Origin of the sequence: Sphingomonas abietis (assembly GCF_027625475.1) — a bacterium.
In the GTDB taxonomy this organism is placed as follows: domain Bacteria; phylum Pseudomonadota; class Alphaproteobacteria; order Sphingomonadales; family Sphingomonadaceae; genus Solisphingomonas; species Solisphingomonas abietis.
Map to the genome: position 1 here is coordinate 1,704,009 of NZ_CP115174.1, position 14,550 is coordinate 1,718,558.

The window sequence follows — 14,550 nt, forward strand, 5'->3', positions numbered from 1 at the left end:
CCCGATAAGGCCGTGTTTCCACATGGCTGAAGGTTCCAAACGGGGTGTGGCCCGACAAGTGGACAGGGGGTTTCTGAGGGATGAACAAGCAGGAGCTTATCGGCGCGGTGGCGGAATCGGCGGGCTTGACGCGCAGCGATGCGAGCAAGGCCGTGGAGAGCGTGTTCGACAGCATCACCGGCACGCTCAAGAAGGGTGACGAGGTTCGCCTCGTCGGCTTCGGCACCTTTTCTGTCAGCAAGCGCAAGGCATCGACCGGGCGAAACCCGCGCACCGGCGAGCCGATGTCGATCGCGGCCTCGAGCCAGCCCAAATTCAAGGCGGGCAAGGGCCTGAAGGACGCCGTCAACTAAAGCGGTCGGTCGAGACCGTGGCAAAGACGGCCGGTTCGGGGGAATTTGGCCGTCTTTCCCGTTTCCGCACATAACAGTGCTGGACAGTCACGCCGGGTCGCGCTAACCGCCCCCAACCCGACGGGATTGCCCGTCGCGCCGGTGAAGGCCCAGGCCTTCCAGATCCCGGCATCCGGACGTGGGCGCGTAGCTCAGCGGTAGAGCACACCCTTCACACGGGTGGGGTCACAGGTTCAATCCCTGTCGCGCCCACCACGTCCGTCTTCCCAGGCGCCTGTAAAATCCGGCCCGATCGCGCTACGAGGCACGATTTCGGGAAGGATCGGGATGAGCGACCTACGGCCCCCTTTGCCGCCTTTCACCCGCGAATCGGCGATCGCCAAGGTGCGTGCCGCCGAAGATGGCTGGAACAGCCGCGATCCCGCGCGTGTCGCGCTCGCTTATACGGCCGACAGCCGCTGGCGGAACCGCAGCGAGTTCCTTTCCGGCCGCGCCGCGATCGTCGCTTTCCTTACCCGCAAATGGCAGGCCGAGCAGGATTATCGGCTGATCAAGCAATTATGGGCGTTCACCGACGACCGGATCGCCGTCCGCTTCGCCTATGAATGGCGGGATGCCGCAGGCGGCTGGTATCGCTCCTATGGCAATGAGAATTGGGCATTCGATGCGGCCGGACTGATGTGCGAGCGCCATGCCAGCATCAACGACGTCGCGATCGCGGAACGGGAGCGATTCTTCCATTGGGATGCGTCGGGGCCGCGTCCCGCCGATCATCCTTCGCTCAGCGAACTGGGCCTTTAGGCCGGCGTTCGACATATCGGAACGCAGGCAGCATCGTATACGAACGAATCTGTTGCGTTCGGCGGCTATTCTATTATCGGTGCGCGGGCCGGCGGACTTGCCTTGACGCCGGCCGTTGGGCGCCCCTATGGCGCCCCCACGCTGCCGTGGACGGCTTGTGGCGACCGTAGCTCAGTTGGTTAGAGCGCCGGTTTGTGGTACCGGAGGTCGCGGGTTCAAGACCCGTCGGTCGCCCCACCGTCCCCTTTGTTCGGCCAGCGTGACTGGGGATTGTGGCCGGGCTCCCTGATCTTCCCGTCATGGACCGGCCGCGAGGTGATCGCATATGGCCCCCTGGGACTATCCCGATTTCGACGAGCATGAAGGCGTCCACTTCTTCCGGGATACCGCGTCGGGCCTGAGCGCGATTATCGCCATCCATTCCACCCATCTCGGATCGGCGGCCGGCGGTTGCCGCTATTGGACCTACGCCCGCTCCGACGATGCTATCACCGATGCACTGCGCCTCTCGCGCGGTATGAGCTACAAGAACGCGATGGCCGGTCTGCCGATGGGCGGCGGCAAGGCGGTGATCCTCGCCGATCCGACCGGCGCCAAGACCCATGCACTCCTCGCGGCGTTCGGCCGTTCGGTCGAGAGCCTGGGCGGGCGCTATGTCACCGCCGAAGATGTCGGCATTTCGGATGCCGATATGGTGGAGGTCGCCAAGCAGACCAGCCATGTTTCCGGCCTGCCGGTGGCAGGCGGTGCCGCTGGCGGCGATCCGGGGCCGTTTACCGCGCATGGGATCTATCTGGGCGTCCGGGCCGCGGTGCGCCATGCCCTCCGGCGCGATGACATGAACGGCGTGCATGTCGCCATCCAGGGCGTCGGCAGCGTCGGCGGCGGGCTCGCCCGGTTGCTGGCCAGAGACGGCGCCAAGCTGACGCTGGCCGACGTCAACGTCGATCGCGCCAAGGCGCTGGCGGCGGAACTGGGCGGCGAGGCCGTGCCGGCCGACAGCATCCTGTCGGTCGAGGCCGACGTGATCAGCCCCTGCGCGCTCGGTGCGATCCTGACCGCCGAGAGCATCGCCGCGCTGCGCGCGCCGGTGGTGGCGGGCGGCGCCAACAACCAGCTGGCGACGCCGGAGGACGGCGGGCGCATCCATGCACGCGGCATCACCTACGCGCCGGATTACGTCATCAACGCGGGCGGCATCATCAATGTCGGGCTCGAATATCTCGGCCATGGCGATCGCGCCGAGGTGGAGAAGCGGATCGCCGAGATTCCGGGCCGCCTGGACACGATCTGGCAGGAAAGCGCATCGACCGGCGAGCCGGCTGCGATCGTGGCGGATCGCATGGCGCAGAAGCTGATCGGCCGCGGATAAGCCCATCTCGCGGTTTCGGGGAAGGTGCCATCGCACCAAAGCCACCTTCCCCAGACGCTCCGCGCGTCGTAGAGCCTCGGCCTGAATATGCATATCTTCGCCAATCCTGCTCGATTCCTCCAGATTGCGCGCCCATTGACCGGCTGGCTCGGCTGGCTCGGCGCGCTGCTGGTGGTCGCAGGATTGGGGGCAGGGCTGACGCTGACCCCGCCGGATTACCTGCAGGGCGAGACGGTGCGGATCATGTATATCCACGTACCGACGGCGTGGCTCGGCATGGCCGGCTGGGGCGGGATCGCCGTCGCCAGCATCATGGAACTGGTCTGGCGGCATCCGCTCGCCAATGTCGCGGCGCGCGCGGTGGCGCTGCCCGGTGCGGTGTTCACCGCGATCTGCCTCGCATCCGGCTCGATCTGGGGACGGCCGACCTGGGGGACATGGTGGGAGTGGGACGGTCGCCTGACCTCGATGCTCGTCCTGCTGTTCGTCTACATCGCCTATATCGCGCTCGCCCATGCCGAGGCCGAGCAGGGCCGGCAGGGCCGGATCGCGGCGATCTTCGGCGTGATCGGCGTCATCAACCTGCCGATCATCCATTATTCGGTGCTGTGGTGGCGCACGCTCCACCAGGGCGAGAGCATCACGCTGACCGGATCGACCATCGCCGGCTCGATCCTGTGGCCGCTGCCGATCGCGGTGCTGGGATTCTCGCTGCTGTTCGGCGCGATCGTGCTGATGCGGATGCGGGCCATGCTGGCGCGCCAGAAGGTCGATGCGCGGCTTCGCCGCATGGGAAGCGACGCATGAACCAATGGCCCTTCGTGCTCGCGGCCTATGGCGTGGCGGGGCTCGGCACGCTGGCGATCACGCTGGCGAGCTTCGTGCAGATGCGCCGGGCGGAGCGCGCCGCCGACGCGCTGAAACGGCGATGAAGGCGAAGAACCAGAGGCTCGTGCTGGCGCTGATCGCGCTCGTCGCGCTGGTCGGTGCGGCGCTGCTCGCCATGTCGGCTTTGAAGGATCGCGCCTCCTATTTCTACTCGCCGAGCGATGCGCTGCGCGACCATGTCGCGCTGGGGCAGGCGGTGCGGCTCGGCGGCGTCGTCGAAAAGGGCTCGCTGCGCCGCGAGACGGATGGCGTCACCATCGATTTCCGCGTCACCGACGGGATCGCCACCGTCGCCGCGCGCTATACCGGCATCGTGCCGGACCTGTTCCGCGAGGGATCGGGCGTGGTCGCGGAGGGGCGCTTCACCGCCCCCGGCCAGTTCGTCGCCGATACGATCCTCGCCAAGCATGACGAGAATTACAAGCCGCCCGAACTGGCCGGCAATGGCATGCACCAGAGCGCGAGTTTGAAGAAATGATCGCTGAGACCGGCCTGATCGCGCTGTGGATCGCGGCGGCCTTCGCGGCGCTCCAGGCCTGCCTCGGCCTAGCTGTGCTGAAAGCCGGCGGCGAGGATCTGATGCGGGCGGTGCGCCCGGTCGCGATCGCGCAGGCGGTGATGACGGCGACCGCGTTCGGCGCCCTGCTGCTCGTCTTCTACCGCACCGACCTGTCGGTGAAGCTGGTCGTCGACGATAGCGCGACGACCCTGCCGACGCTGTATCGCATCACCGGCGCGTGGGGGAACCACGAGGGCTCGATGCTGATGTGGGTGACGATCCTGGCGCTGGCCGGCGCCGCGGTCGCGCTGTTCGAGCGGCGCCTGCCGGAACGCACGCTGGCCGCGACGATCGCCGCGCAGGGTGTGATCGCGCTCGGCTTCTTCGCCTTCCTGCTGTTCTCGTCCAACCCCTTCGCACGGGTCTATGACGTGCCGGCCGAAGGCAATGGCTTCAACCCGCTGTTGCAGGATCCGGGTCTCGCCTTCCACCCGCCCACGCTTTACGTCGGCTATGTCGGCCTGTCGGTGGCCTTTTCCTTCGCGGTCGGCGCGCTGCTGACCCGCGACGTCGGCCCTGCCTTCGCCCGCGCGATGCGACCCTGGGTGCTCGGCGCCTGGATGTTCCTGACGCTCGGCATCACCGCCGGCAGCTATTGGGCCTATTATGAGCTGGGCTGGGGCGGCTGGTGGTTCTGGGATCCGACCGAGAACGCCTCGCTGATGCCGTGGCTGGCGGCGACCGCCTTGCTCCATTCGGTAACGGTGCTGGCGACCCGCGATGGCCTGCGTGCCTGGACGGTGATGCTGGCGGTGGTCGCCTTTTCGATGAGCATGGTCGGCACCTTCCTGGTGCGCTCGGGCGTCCTCACCTCGGTCCATGCCTTCGCGCTGGATCCGCGACGCGGCGCCTTCATCCTGGTACTGCTGGCGCTCTATATCGGCGGCGCGCTCGCTCTGTTCGGTGCCCGCATCGCGACGGTCAGCGAGGGCAATCGCTTCGAGCCGGTCAGCCGCGAGGGCGCGCTGGTGGTCAACAACCTGCTGCTCTCGGTGATCCTCGCGATCGTGCTGATCGGCACGCTCTATCCGCTGTTCACCGAGGCGATGGGCACCAAGGTCTCGGTCGGGCCGCCCTATTTCAACGCGACCGCAGGGCCGATCGCCCTGATCCTCGTCGCGGTGATGGCGGCCGGGCCGGTGATGCGCTGGCGGCGCGACCAGATCGTGGCGGTCGGCAAGCGGATCGCGATCCCGGCGGTGCTGGTGATCGTCGCGCTGGCCGTCGCGCTGTGGTGGGCGCCCGGTCTCCACATCCTGCCGCTGCTCGGGCTGGCGCTTGCCGCCGGCACCGCCGCGGCGAGCGTGGCGCCGCTGTGGAAGCGCAACCTGCGCCGCACGCCTTTGTTCACCTGGGGCATGGTGGTCGCGCATTTCGGCGTGGCGGTGAGCCTCGCCGGCATGGCCTCCGAAAGCGCCTTCACCCAGGAGACGCTGGTCGCCGCGCGGCCGGGCGAGATGGTGCGGGTCGGCCCCTATGCGGTGCGCTTCGCGGCGATCGAACCGGTCGCGGGCGAGAATTACACCGCGGTGCAGGCGACTCTGGTGGCGACGCGCGGCACCGCCACCCCGATCACGCTGCGGCCGGCCCAGCGCACCTTCGACAATCCGCCCCAGCAGACCAGCGAGAGCGCGATCGCGACGCGGCCCGACGGGCAACTCTACACCGTCGTCGGCGAGCCGGTGCCGGGCGGGCGCTGGCAGCTGCGGCTGTGGTGGAAGCCGTTCGTGACGTTGATCTGGCTGGGCGGCACGCTGATCGCGATCGGCGGCGCGCTGTCGCTGATCGGGCGATCGCTGCCGCGCCGGCGCAAGGCCGAAGAGCAGTCCGGATTTGCGAGGTTTCGATGAGCCTGAGGACGATCCGCATCCTGTTGTGGCTGCCGCTGGCGGCGTTCCTGATCGTGCTCGCGCTGGTCGCAGCCGGGCTGATCCGTCCGCACGACAACAGCGTGCGGTCGCAGATGATCGGTAAGCCGCTGCCGGCTTTCTCGCTGCCCAGCACGCGCCCCGGCCAGCCGCCGCTGACCTCGGCCAGCTTCGCCGACGGCAAGGTCCGGTTGATCAACATCTTCGGCAGCTGGTGCATCCCCTGCGCGGAGGAAATGCCGCAGTTGCAGACGCTCAAGCAGTCCGGCGCGGTGATCGAGGGCATTGCCAGCCGCGACAGGCCGGCGGACAGCCTGGGCTTCCTGCGGCGATATGGCGATCCCTATGATCGCATCGGCGATGATTCCCAATCCGCGCTGCAGATCGCGATCGGCTCCTCGGGCGTTCCCGAAACCTATGTGATCGACGGCAAGGGCCTGATCCGCCTCCAGCATATCGGCCCGATCGGCCCGCAGGACATCGGCGACATCCTCGCCGCGATCCGGGATGCGCAGGGGTGAGGCGGGCGCTCCTGCTGCTCGTGGCGGTGCCGACGGCGCTGCTTGCCGACCCGACGTTGGCGCCTGCGCCTTTGTCCTACACCCAGCTTCCCGATGCGCGGCAGGAGGCCGCCGCGCAGGCGCTGATGCAGACCATCCGCTGCGTCGTCTGCCAGGGCCAGTCGATCGCCGATTCGGATGCCGATCTCGCCGGCGACATGCGGGCGCTGGTCCGCCAGCGGATCGCGGCGGGCGAGACGCCGCAGGCGATTCGCGCGTGGCTGATCGCGCGCTATGGCCGCTGGGTCAGCTATCAACCCGCGATCGACGCGATGACGTGGCCGCTGTGGGCGGCGCCCATCGTGCTGCTCGGCTTGGGCTGGCTGCTCGCGCGGACGGCGTTCCGGCGGCGACGGGTGGCATGATGGGCTGGCTGATCTTCGCGATCCTCGCGCTCGTCATTCTAGGGATCTTGGCCTGGCCGTTGCGGCTCGGCAGGTCGGCGCTGATGCTGGCTGCCGCGGCGCTGTTCACCGCGGCAGCGGGCTATGCCTGGCAGGGCAATCCCGGCCTGCCCGGCGCGCCGGCGGCGGGGCGGGACGAGGGGCTGCGGAGCGACACCCTGTTCGCCACCGAGCGGCTGCGCTTCCTCAACCATTTCGGCGAGACCGGGATCATGCTGGGCACCGCCGATGCCTTCCACCGCACGGGCATGGACGGGGCGGCCGCCGGGCTGCTGCGCAACGCGATCCTGAAGCATCCCGACGATGTCGATCTGCGCATCGGCTATGCCCATGCGTTGTTCATGGTCGCGGGCGCGCATATCACGCCGGCGGTGGCGCTGGCCTTCGATCGCGCCGATCGGGTCGCCAAGCCGGGCGATCCGGCGCCTGCCTACTTCCGGGGTTTCGCCGAGCTTGAATCGGGCGATGTGGGCGCGGCCGAGCAACGCTGGCGGGCGCTCTATGCCAGCCTGCCGGCGGCGTCGCCATGGCGCGCGCCGCTGGCCCAGCGACTCGCGATGTTCGACATGATGCGGGCGGCCGCGGCACAGCGCGAGGCGGGGGCCGCATCGCCCGGCCTATGATCCGGCGTTCCGCACCGGCGTCCCGCAAAGGCACGCCCGGTCGTGGGCGGCGTTGCAGGCCCGGCGGGGTGGTGCTAGTGCCACGCCCGTTGAAGCCGGGGCGGACCGGCGAAAGTGGCGGGAATTGATCGAGTGACCCTTCGACGTCATCGCCTCTCTCCGATGACCTTCCGATGAACGACGCGCAGGACAAGGTGTTGCCGCCGAATCCGGGCGACGAGTCGCTCATTCCGCAGGATGGTCATGCCGGTCGCACGGGCGAGAGCCTGCTCAAGCTGTCGGTCGGCGCGATCGGCGTCGTGTTCGGCGATATCGGCACGAGCCCGATCTATGCCTTTCGCGAAACCTTCGCTGGTCATCACCCGCTGCGGCCGGATTCGCTGCACGTCATGGGCGTGCTGAGCCTGATCTTCTGGTCGATGATGGTGGTGGTGACGATCAAGTACGTCTCGATCATCATGCGCGCCGACAATAAGGGCGAGGGCGGCAGCCTGGCGCTGCTGGCGCTGGTTTCGCGCTCGGTCTCGGGCGAGAAGCGCTGGACCCGGGGGCTGGTGCTGCTCGGCGTGTTCGCCACCGCGCTGTTCTTCGGCGATTCGATGATCACCCCGGCGATTTCGGTGTTGTCGGCGGTCGAAGGCCTCACCGTCGTCGAGAGCGGGATGGGCGAATTCGTCATCCCGATCGCGATTGCGATCCTGATCGGCCTGTTCATGCTCCAGGCGCGGGGCACCGCCCGGATCGGCGTGCTGTTCGGCCCGATCATGCTGCTCTATTTCACCGTGCTGGCGGTGCTCGGCATCGTCAACATGATCGCGATGCCCAGCGTGCTGTGGGCGCTCAACCCGGCCTACGCGCTGGCCTTTTTCGGCGATCAGCCGGTCCATGCCTTCCTGGCGATGGGCTCGGTGGTGCTGGCGGTGACCGGCGCCGAGGCGCTCTATGCCGATATGGGCCATTTCGGCCGCCCGCCGATCCGCATGTCCTGGCTGGTGTTCGTGCTGCCGGCGCTGATGCTCAATTATTTCGGGCAGGGCGCCATGATCCTCTCGGCGAGCCCGGCGGACGCGCTGGAGATCATCAAGTCCCCCTTCTTCCTGCTCGCACCCGAGCATTTCCGTCTGCCGATGGTGGTCCTCGCGACGATGGCGACGGTGATCGCCTCGCAGGCGGTGATCTCGGGCGCCTTCTCGGTCACCCAGCAGGCGATCCAGCTCGGCTTCATCCCGCGCCTGCGCATCACCCACACCTCGGCCGCGGCTGCCGGGCAGATCTATATCCCGGCGATCAACTGGACGCTGATGATCATGGTGATCCTGCTGGTGCTGGGTTTCCGCACCTCGACCAATCTCGCGGCCGCCTATGGCATCGCGGTGACCGGCGCGATGCTGATCGACACGCTGCTGCTGGCGACCTTGCTCTTCTCCTTGTGGCGCTGGAACAAGCTGCTGGCGGGCGCGACCATCGGCCTGTTCCTGATGGTCGATCTCGCGTATTTCTCCGCGAACCTCACCAAGGTGCCCGATGGCGGCTGGTTCCCGCTGCTGATCGGCTTCATCGCCTTCACGCTGCTCACCACCTGGGCCAAGGGCCGCGAGCTGATGCTGAAACGGCTCAGCGAAGTGGCGATGCCGGTGCAGGTGTTCGTGAAATCCGCCGCCAATTCGGCCGAGCGGGTGCCCGGCACCGCCGTGTTCATGACCACCGCGCGCGATGGCGTGCCGCACGCGCTGCTCCACAACCTCAAGCACAACAAGGTGCTGCACGAGCGCGTGATCCTGCTGACGGTGCGGATCGAGGATGTGCCCTATGTCGGCCAGGCCTATCGCACGCAGGTGAAGGAGTTTGGGCAGGGCTTCTACCGCATGGTGGTCCATTACGGCTTCATGCAGGAGCCGGACGTACCGGCGGCGCTCTCCAATGTGCAGGGCATCGGCGCTCCGCTGCGGATGATGGACACCAGCTTCTTCCTTGCCCGCCAGACGCTGATCGCCTCGTCGCGGCCGGGCATGTGGATCTGGCGCGAGAAACTGTTCGCCTGGATGCTCCGCAACGCGGAAAGCGCGATGGAATTCTTCAAGCTGCCGTCCAATCGCGTCGTCGAGCTGGGCAGCCAGGTCGAGATTTGAGCAGGCCGTGACCGGCGCCGGCGCCCCGGTCATCGTCGCGGCCGATTTCGGGCCGGCGGACTTTGCCTGGCTCGATCGCCTGCGGCAGACCCATTTCCCGGCCGAACGCAATCAACTGCCCGCCCATCTGACCCTGTTCCATCATCTGCCGCCCAGCCTGCTGCCCGAACTCGATAGGCGGCTAAGGGCGGAAACGCGGACGCTGAGACGCCCTGAGGCGTCGATTGGCGAGCCGATGATGCTGGGCAGGGGCGTGGCCCTGCGCGTGCGCTGTGGCGCGCTGGAGGCGCTTCGGGAGCGCTTGGCAGAGGCCTTTGTAGGACTGCTGACGCCACAGGATTCAGCCGGGTGGCGGCCGCACGTCACCATCCAGAACAAGGCCGATCCGGCCGATGCCAAGGCGCTGCACCGCCAGATGGAGCAGGAGTTTCGCGACCCTCGCCCGCTGCTGCTGACGGGTGTCGCGACCTTCTTCTATCGTGGCGGCCCCTGGGAACCCGTCGCCCGCTATCGATTCGCCGGTTGAGGCCTCAATCGACCTGACCGACGCCGTCGCAGCTCAGATCGAACGCGGCGAGGCCCGCTTCCAGATTTTCGGAGAGCGTGGGCATGTCGAGCAGCAGGTCGACCGCCGGTTCGCTATCCTTGTCATTGGCCTCGTCGAGCGCGTCGTCCCATTCGGAGGCGTCATAGGTGCCGAGGCCGACCATCGCGAGCGCGAGGATCTCGGCCTGCTGATCGTCGGCGAGATCGTCGATGACCGCGCGCAGTTCGTCCTGCACGGTCTCGTCGAGCTCATCCTCCAGCACATCGCGATCATCGTCCGAATCATTGACCGGATCGTCATTGTCCGGATCGATTCCCGGCACCTGCGCTTCCAGTTCGCGGGCGCGGACGATGATGCGGCAGATGATGTCGAGGGGGGTTACGAGGTCCATCGCGGTTCCTTGGTAAATCAATCGGGAGCAAATCACTCGGGCTTGGCGGCGAAACGACGCGAAGGCGCTCCGGTTCCGAATGCATTGCGAAGCTGTTGACTGCGCCGCCGAGCCTCCTTATAGGCCGCGCTTCCCGAGGCGGCCCAGTGCCCCACGGGGGCTGCGGGGCGGAGTAGCTCAGCTGGTTAGAGCACGGGAATCATAATCCTGGGGTCGGGGGTTCAAGTCCCTCTTCCGCTACCACCGCAGCCGTCCACCGAGCCCGGTATGGCTCCGCGGCCGGCATTTCATCGATCAGACTGACCGGAAATCCCGTGGTTGCGCGGGAGGGGGGCAGCATCCTATCTGGTGGGCAAATCTTCCATCGGAACCCTATCATGACCGCTACCCATTCCACGCGCATGCTCATCCTCGGCTCCGGCCCGGCGGGTCTTTCCGCCGCCATCTATGGCGCGCGCGCCGGCATGGCGCCGATCGTCGTGCAGGGCATCCAGCCGGGCGGCCAGCTGACCACCACCACCGACGTCGAAAATTATCCCGGCTTCCGCGAGGTAATCCAAGGGCCGTGGCTGATGGAGGAGATGCAGGCGCAGGCCGAGCATGTCGGCGCGCAAATGATGTGGGACACGATCGTCGAGGTCGATCTTTCGCAGCGTCCGTTCCGCCTCGTCGGCGACGGCGGCCATGTCTATCTCGGCGACACGCTGGTGATCGCCACCGGGGCGCAGGCCAAGTGGCTGGGGCTGGAGAGCGAGCAGAAGCTGCGCGGACAGGGCGTCTCCGCCTGCGCGACCTGCGACGGCTTCTTCTTCCGCGGCAAGAAGGTGGCGGTGATCGGCGGCGGCAACACCGCGGTGGAAGAGGCGCTCTACCTCACCAACCACAGCCATGACGTCACCCTGATCCATCGCCGCGATTCGCTGCGGGCCGAAAAGATCCTTCAAGAGCGCCTGTTCAAGCATCACGGCATCAAGGTGCTGTGGAACACCGAGATCGACCAGTTCGTCGCCGGCGAGGGCAATCAGGGCCTCGTCGCGCTCGATCTCAAGGACACCGTGACCGGCGAGACCAGCCGTCTTGATGTCGATGGCGGCTTCGTGGCGATCGGCCACCATCCGGCGACCGAATTGTTCGAGGGCCATCTCGAACTCGATGCCGATCATTATATCAAGGTGACGCCGGGAACGACCCATACCTCGGTTCCGGGCGTGTTCGCCTGCGGCGATGTGATGGACAAGCTCTACCGGCAGGCGATCACGGCGGCGGGCACCGGCTGCATGGCCGCGCTCGACGCCGAGCGCTATCTCGCCGAAGCTGATTTCGAAGCCGAGGAAGCCGTCGCCGCCGAGTGATCGAGCAGGGTTTGCGCCAGCGCCTCGAACGCTGGCGCATCCGCGAAGCTGTGCGAGGCGGTGGCGATCGAGACGATCGTCGCCGGCGGCTTCCGGCCCTTGTGGCCGCGCCAGGCGGCGGCGAACGCCTGGGCGGTGCCGTCGCCGTCCGCCAGCACGATGCGGCTCTGCTGTGGCATTCCTGACAGGAAGCGGGCGAAAAGGCCGTCATCCTCGCGCGCGCGCGATCGCATCACCCCGCGAAAGAGCTTGGTGAAATTCACACCGCCGCTCAGCAGGCGCCGCCAAGCGGCGGGATCGGAAAGCCTTTTTCGATAGTGACTGCGGATCGCGGCGACGGGCGGCAGGTCGTCGGCGGGTTCGATCACCCAAGGATTGGCCAGCACCGCGCCGGCAAGTTTCGGCGACGCCAGGGCAATCGCGGCGGCACCGTCGCACAATCCTAAACCGTGAAGGGCGGACAATCCCGGGAAGCGGCGGCGAAGCGCTTCGAGCGCCGCGGCGATGTCGGCGTCGCTGGCGTCGTAGCCCGGATCCTCGCCGCCGCTGTCGCCCACGCCCCGGCGATCGAAACGGATGACGGCGTGCCCGGCGCCGGCCAGCCGCGCCGCGAGACGTTCGTACAATCGATGCGGCCCGACCCGCGTCTGGGTGCCGCCGATCACGAACAGCCACCCGATCGTGGCCTCGGCGGGGCCGTCGAGCGTGGCGAGTAGGTTGTCGCCATGGCAGTCGATCGCCAGTATCTCTCTCAAGCCCTTGTCCAATCGGTGATATCATCCGCGACGAGCATCAGCATGGTCGGGTCCGATATCGGCTCGGGGCGTCGCCAGATCGGGCTGCCTTCGATGCGCCGATCGGCCTCGCGATCGTCGGACATCAGGCGGAGCGTGCGGATCGGGCTGCCGGCAGGGAGATTGGCTGTCTCGAGCCCAGCGACGAGATCGCTGCCGATCCGATAACCGGCGGGGGTCGCCGGATCGCTGCCGCTGGCCAAAGCGCTGCGTCGCAGGTCGCTCAACAGCGATCGCCCGGTGGTCGGCGAAAATCGCCAGCGACGCGGGCTTCGCTCCGGTTCGATCAGCGCGCCGCCCCGGATCGAGACGGATAGCGGCACGATACCGGTCTCGGCCGCGATCAGGGCGGCGGCTGCGTCGCTCGCCGCGTTCCAGTCGGCCCAGCCGACCGACTCCAGCGCGCGCATGCTCTCGCCTGCGCCGGGAAGATCGGGCAGCCAGCAACCGATGCCGCGTGCCGCCAGCGTCCGGCAGAGACCGGCCACGAACGCCCGGCACCGATTCATTTCTTCGAAAAGAGGCTGGAGAACAAGGATTTGCGGCCCGTCGATCGGGCCATATGCGAGCATGAACTCGCCATCGGCATAGCTATGGACGCGGGGGCGTCCGGTCATGTGCCCTGCTTGGCGCGGACGAAGGCGGTGAGGCCGCCGAAGCTTTCCAGCATCTCGCCACCGATCTCGTCATCCTCGATCAAGATATGGAGGCGATCCTCGATCTCGGTGAGCAGCCCGGCGACCGCCATCGAATCGAGCTCGGGCATCGCGCCGAACAGCGGCGTGTCCGCGTCGATCGCGGCGGCGCGCGCCTCGCTCAGGCCCAGCACGTCGCGCAGGATCGCGCGCAGGCGGTCTTCGATCGTCGGAATGGGTTCGCTCATCTGCGTTCGACTAGCCGCGCCGGACGGGACGGGCAAGCCGGCCGGCGACCTCGCGGGCGACGCCGATCGCGCCACGCCACGATGCCGGGCGGTAGGCATCGACCCGCCAGACCGGATGGGGCGTATCGACCCATTCGACCTTATAGGGTTCGTCGCCCAGCCCGAAGTCGATCCGTGCCACCTGGTCGCCATCGATCGCCGCCCGGAACATCGCGTGGCTGAGCAGCGATCCGGGGGAACCGGATTTGGCGCTTTCGCGATGCGCGAGCTTGTGGATGGTGGCGATGCCGCGCTCGATCAGCCAGAATTGCGCGGCGACGGCACGCCCGCCGGTGCCGCGCGCGATGCCGAGGCGGAGCGTGCCGGCTGCGGCCTCCTGGGCGGCGAGGGCGCGAAGAAAGGCGGGGGAGCCTTCCTGGGGTTTCCAGCTTTCGGCGTAGACCGCCTCATAATCCGCCCATGCTGCCGGATCGAAATCTCGATGAATCTCGATCGAAACGGGGTGGCTCTTCATGCGGCGAAGCACCGTATTGCGGGTTCTGGCCGGGCGTTCGGCCCAATATGTCGCGAAGTTTCGGCCGTTCGTCTCCAGCGTCCAGTTGGACGAGGTGCGTCGCGCGAAGCTGCGCCAGCCCTCGGGCATGGTCGGCGCGTCCAGCGGGCGGAGCTCCAGCACGTCGAACCGTCGGGCGGCGGCACGATAGAGATCGGGCAGCAGCGCGGCGGCGGCGTCGCCGTGCAGCACCGGCGCGAAGCGCAGCGTGTACCAGCTGGCCAGCGGCGCGGCGCGGCGCGGCGCGGACTCGATCAGGAACAGCCATGCCGTCGCTTCACCGCTGCGGATGCGCAGGATCGCGAGTTTCGCGTCGGGCAGGACGTGCTCGCGGGTCAGTCGGAACCAGTCGAGCCGGCCGTAGAGCCAGGGCTGGTGGGCGCGATCGAGGGTGTCGCCGGCATCGGCGGCGACCGCATCGAGATCGTCATACCATTCCACCGAGACCGGCATCGCGCTATTCCCCTCGGCGC

Annotated in this window: 18 protein-coding genes and 3 tRNA genes; 16 read left to right on the forward strand and 5 right to left on the reverse strand. The window is 67.6% G+C overall.

The features are described 5' to 3' along the window. Positions 1-80 precede the first annotated feature (80 nt). The 14 genes from PBT88_RS08290 (at position 81) to PBT88_RS08355 (ending at position 10,083) form a co-directional block, all read left to right on the forward strand. Positions 81-353 (forward strand): HU family DNA-binding protein, encoded by a 273-nt coding sequence (locus PBT88_RS08290; RefSeq protein ID WP_270078724.1) that lies wholly within the window; start codon positions 81-83, stop codon positions 351-353. Positions 354-533: 180 nt separating this feature from the next. Continuing rightward, positions 534-608: transfer RNA gene (locus PBT88_RS08295), tRNA-Val, on the forward strand. A gap of 72 nt (positions 609-680) precedes the next feature. Further along, positions 681-1,154, forward strand: a complete 474-nt coding sequence (locus PBT88_RS08300) for a nuclear transport factor 2 family protein (RefSeq protein ID WP_270078725.1) — start codon at positions 681-683, stop codon at positions 1,152-1,154. Positions 1,155-1,314: 160 nt separating this feature from the next. Beyond that, positions 1,315-1,391, forward strand: a tRNA-His gene (locus PBT88_RS08305). An 88-nt stretch (positions 1,392-1,479) separates the two neighbouring features. Further along, entirely contained in the window at positions 1,480-2,526 is a 1,047-nt protein-coding gene (locus PBT88_RS08310; protein WP_270078726.1) for a Glu/Leu/Phe/Val family dehydrogenase, read from the forward strand. 87 nt (positions 2,527-2,613) lie between these two features. Continuing rightward, positions 2,614-3,333: a heme ABC transporter permease CcmC gene (gene ccmC, locus PBT88_RS08315; RefSeq protein ID WP_270078727.1), complete on the forward strand. Its 720-nt coding sequence runs from the start codon at positions 2,614-2,616 to the stop codon at positions 3,331-3,333. Next, complete coding sequence (locus tag PBT88_RS08320; protein ID WP_270078728.1) at positions 3,330-3,458, forward strand: hypothetical protein; 129 nt, start codon at positions 3,330-3,332, stop codon at positions 3,456-3,458. The genes ccmC and PBT88_RS08320 overlap by 4 nt, the downstream gene beginning before the upstream one ends. Then, the gene (ccmE, locus tag PBT88_RS08325) at positions 3,455-3,892 is read left to right on the forward strand and encodes a cytochrome c maturation protein CcmE (protein WP_270078729.1); all 438 of its coding nucleotides are present in this window, start codon (positions 3,455-3,457) and stop codon (positions 3,890-3,892) included. Before PBT88_RS08320 ends, ccmE begins: the two co-directional genes overlap by 4 nt. After that, entirely contained in the window at positions 3,889-5,823 is a 1,935-nt protein-coding gene (locus PBT88_RS08330) for a heme lyase CcmF/NrfE family subunit (protein WP_270078730.1), read from the forward strand. The genes ccmE and PBT88_RS08330 overlap by 4 nt, the downstream gene beginning before the upstream one ends. After that, complete coding sequence (locus tag PBT88_RS08335) at positions 5,820-6,362, forward strand: DsbE family thiol:disulfide interchange protein (protein WP_270078731.1); 543 nt, start codon at positions 5,820-5,822, stop codon at positions 6,360-6,362. Before PBT88_RS08330 ends, PBT88_RS08335 begins: the two co-directional genes overlap by 4 nt. Beyond that, entirely contained in the window at positions 6,359-6,766 is a 408-nt protein-coding gene (locus PBT88_RS08340) for a cytochrome c-type biogenesis protein (RefSeq protein ID WP_270078732.1), read from the forward strand. Before PBT88_RS08335 ends, PBT88_RS08340 begins: the two co-directional genes overlap by 4 nt. Beyond that, positions 6,763-7,428 carry a tetratricopeptide repeat protein gene (locus PBT88_RS08345; protein WP_270078733.1) on the forward strand — a complete coding sequence of 222 codons (666 nt, stop codon included), beginning with the start codon at positions 6,763-6,765 and terminating at the stop codon, positions 7,426-7,428. Before PBT88_RS08340 ends, PBT88_RS08345 begins: the two co-directional genes overlap by 4 nt. A gap of 173 nt (positions 7,429-7,601) precedes the next feature. Continuing rightward, positions 7,602-9,557 carry a potassium transporter Kup gene (locus tag PBT88_RS08350; RefSeq protein ID WP_270078734.1) on the forward strand — a complete coding sequence of 652 codons (1,956 nt, stop codon included), beginning with the start codon at positions 7,602-7,604 and terminating at the stop codon, positions 9,555-9,557. Between the two features lie 7 nt (positions 9,558-9,564). After that, on the forward strand, positions 9,565-10,083 hold the full coding sequence (locus PBT88_RS08355) for a 2'-5' RNA ligase family protein (protein ID WP_270078735.1): 519 nt from the start codon (positions 9,565-9,567) through the stop codon (positions 10,081-10,083). A gap of 4 nt (positions 10,084-10,087) precedes the next feature. Here the strand turns inward: PBT88_RS08355 and PBT88_RS08360 are convergent, their stop codons facing one another. Further along, entirely contained in the window at positions 10,088-10,495 is a 408-nt protein-coding gene (locus PBT88_RS08360) for a DUF3775 domain-containing protein (RefSeq protein WP_270078736.1), read from the reverse strand. Between the two features lie 166 nt (positions 10,496-10,661). On the opposite strand from PBT88_RS08360, the gene PBT88_RS08365 reads away from it, so the two are divergent. Beyond that, positions 10,662-10,738, forward strand: a tRNA-Met gene (locus tag PBT88_RS08365). Positions 10,739-10,872: 134 nt separating this feature from the next. Continuing rightward, on the forward strand, positions 10,873-11,847 hold the full coding sequence (gene trxB / locus PBT88_RS08370; RefSeq protein WP_270078737.1) for a thioredoxin-disulfide reductase: 975 nt from the start codon (positions 10,873-10,875) through the stop codon (positions 11,845-11,847). On the opposite strand, the gene PBT88_RS08375 is transcribed toward trxB, so the two are convergent. Genes PBT88_RS08375 through PBT88_RS08390 form a run of 4 tightly spaced genes read right to left on the reverse strand, consistent with a single transcriptional unit; the run spans position 11,796 to position 14,530 of the window. Beyond that, a complete protein-coding gene (locus PBT88_RS08375; protein WP_270078738.1) occupies positions 11,796-12,602 on the reverse strand; it encodes a hydrolase 1, exosortase A system-associated in 807 nt (268 codons plus the stop codon). The two genes, trxB and PBT88_RS08375, sit on opposite strands and share 52 nt — an antisense overlap. Next, the gene (locus PBT88_RS08380) at positions 12,599-13,258 is read right to left on the reverse strand and encodes an alpha/beta hydrolase family protein (RefSeq protein WP_270078739.1); all 660 of its coding nucleotides are present in this window, start codon (positions 13,256-13,258) and stop codon (positions 12,599-12,601) included. Before PBT88_RS08380 ends, PBT88_RS08375 begins: the two co-directional genes overlap by 4 nt. After that, the gene (locus PBT88_RS08385; protein WP_270078740.1) at positions 13,255-13,524 is read right to left on the reverse strand and encodes an acyl carrier protein; all 270 of its coding nucleotides are present in this window, start codon (positions 13,522-13,524) and stop codon (positions 13,255-13,257) included. Before PBT88_RS08385 ends, PBT88_RS08380 begins: the two co-directional genes overlap by 4 nt. Positions 13,525-13,534: 10 nt before the next feature. Further along, positions 13,535-14,530, reverse strand: a complete 996-nt coding sequence (locus PBT88_RS08390) for a GNAT family N-acetyltransferase (RefSeq protein ID WP_270078741.1) — start codon at positions 14,528-14,530, stop codon at positions 13,535-13,537. Positions 14,531-14,550: the final 20 nt, after the last annotated feature.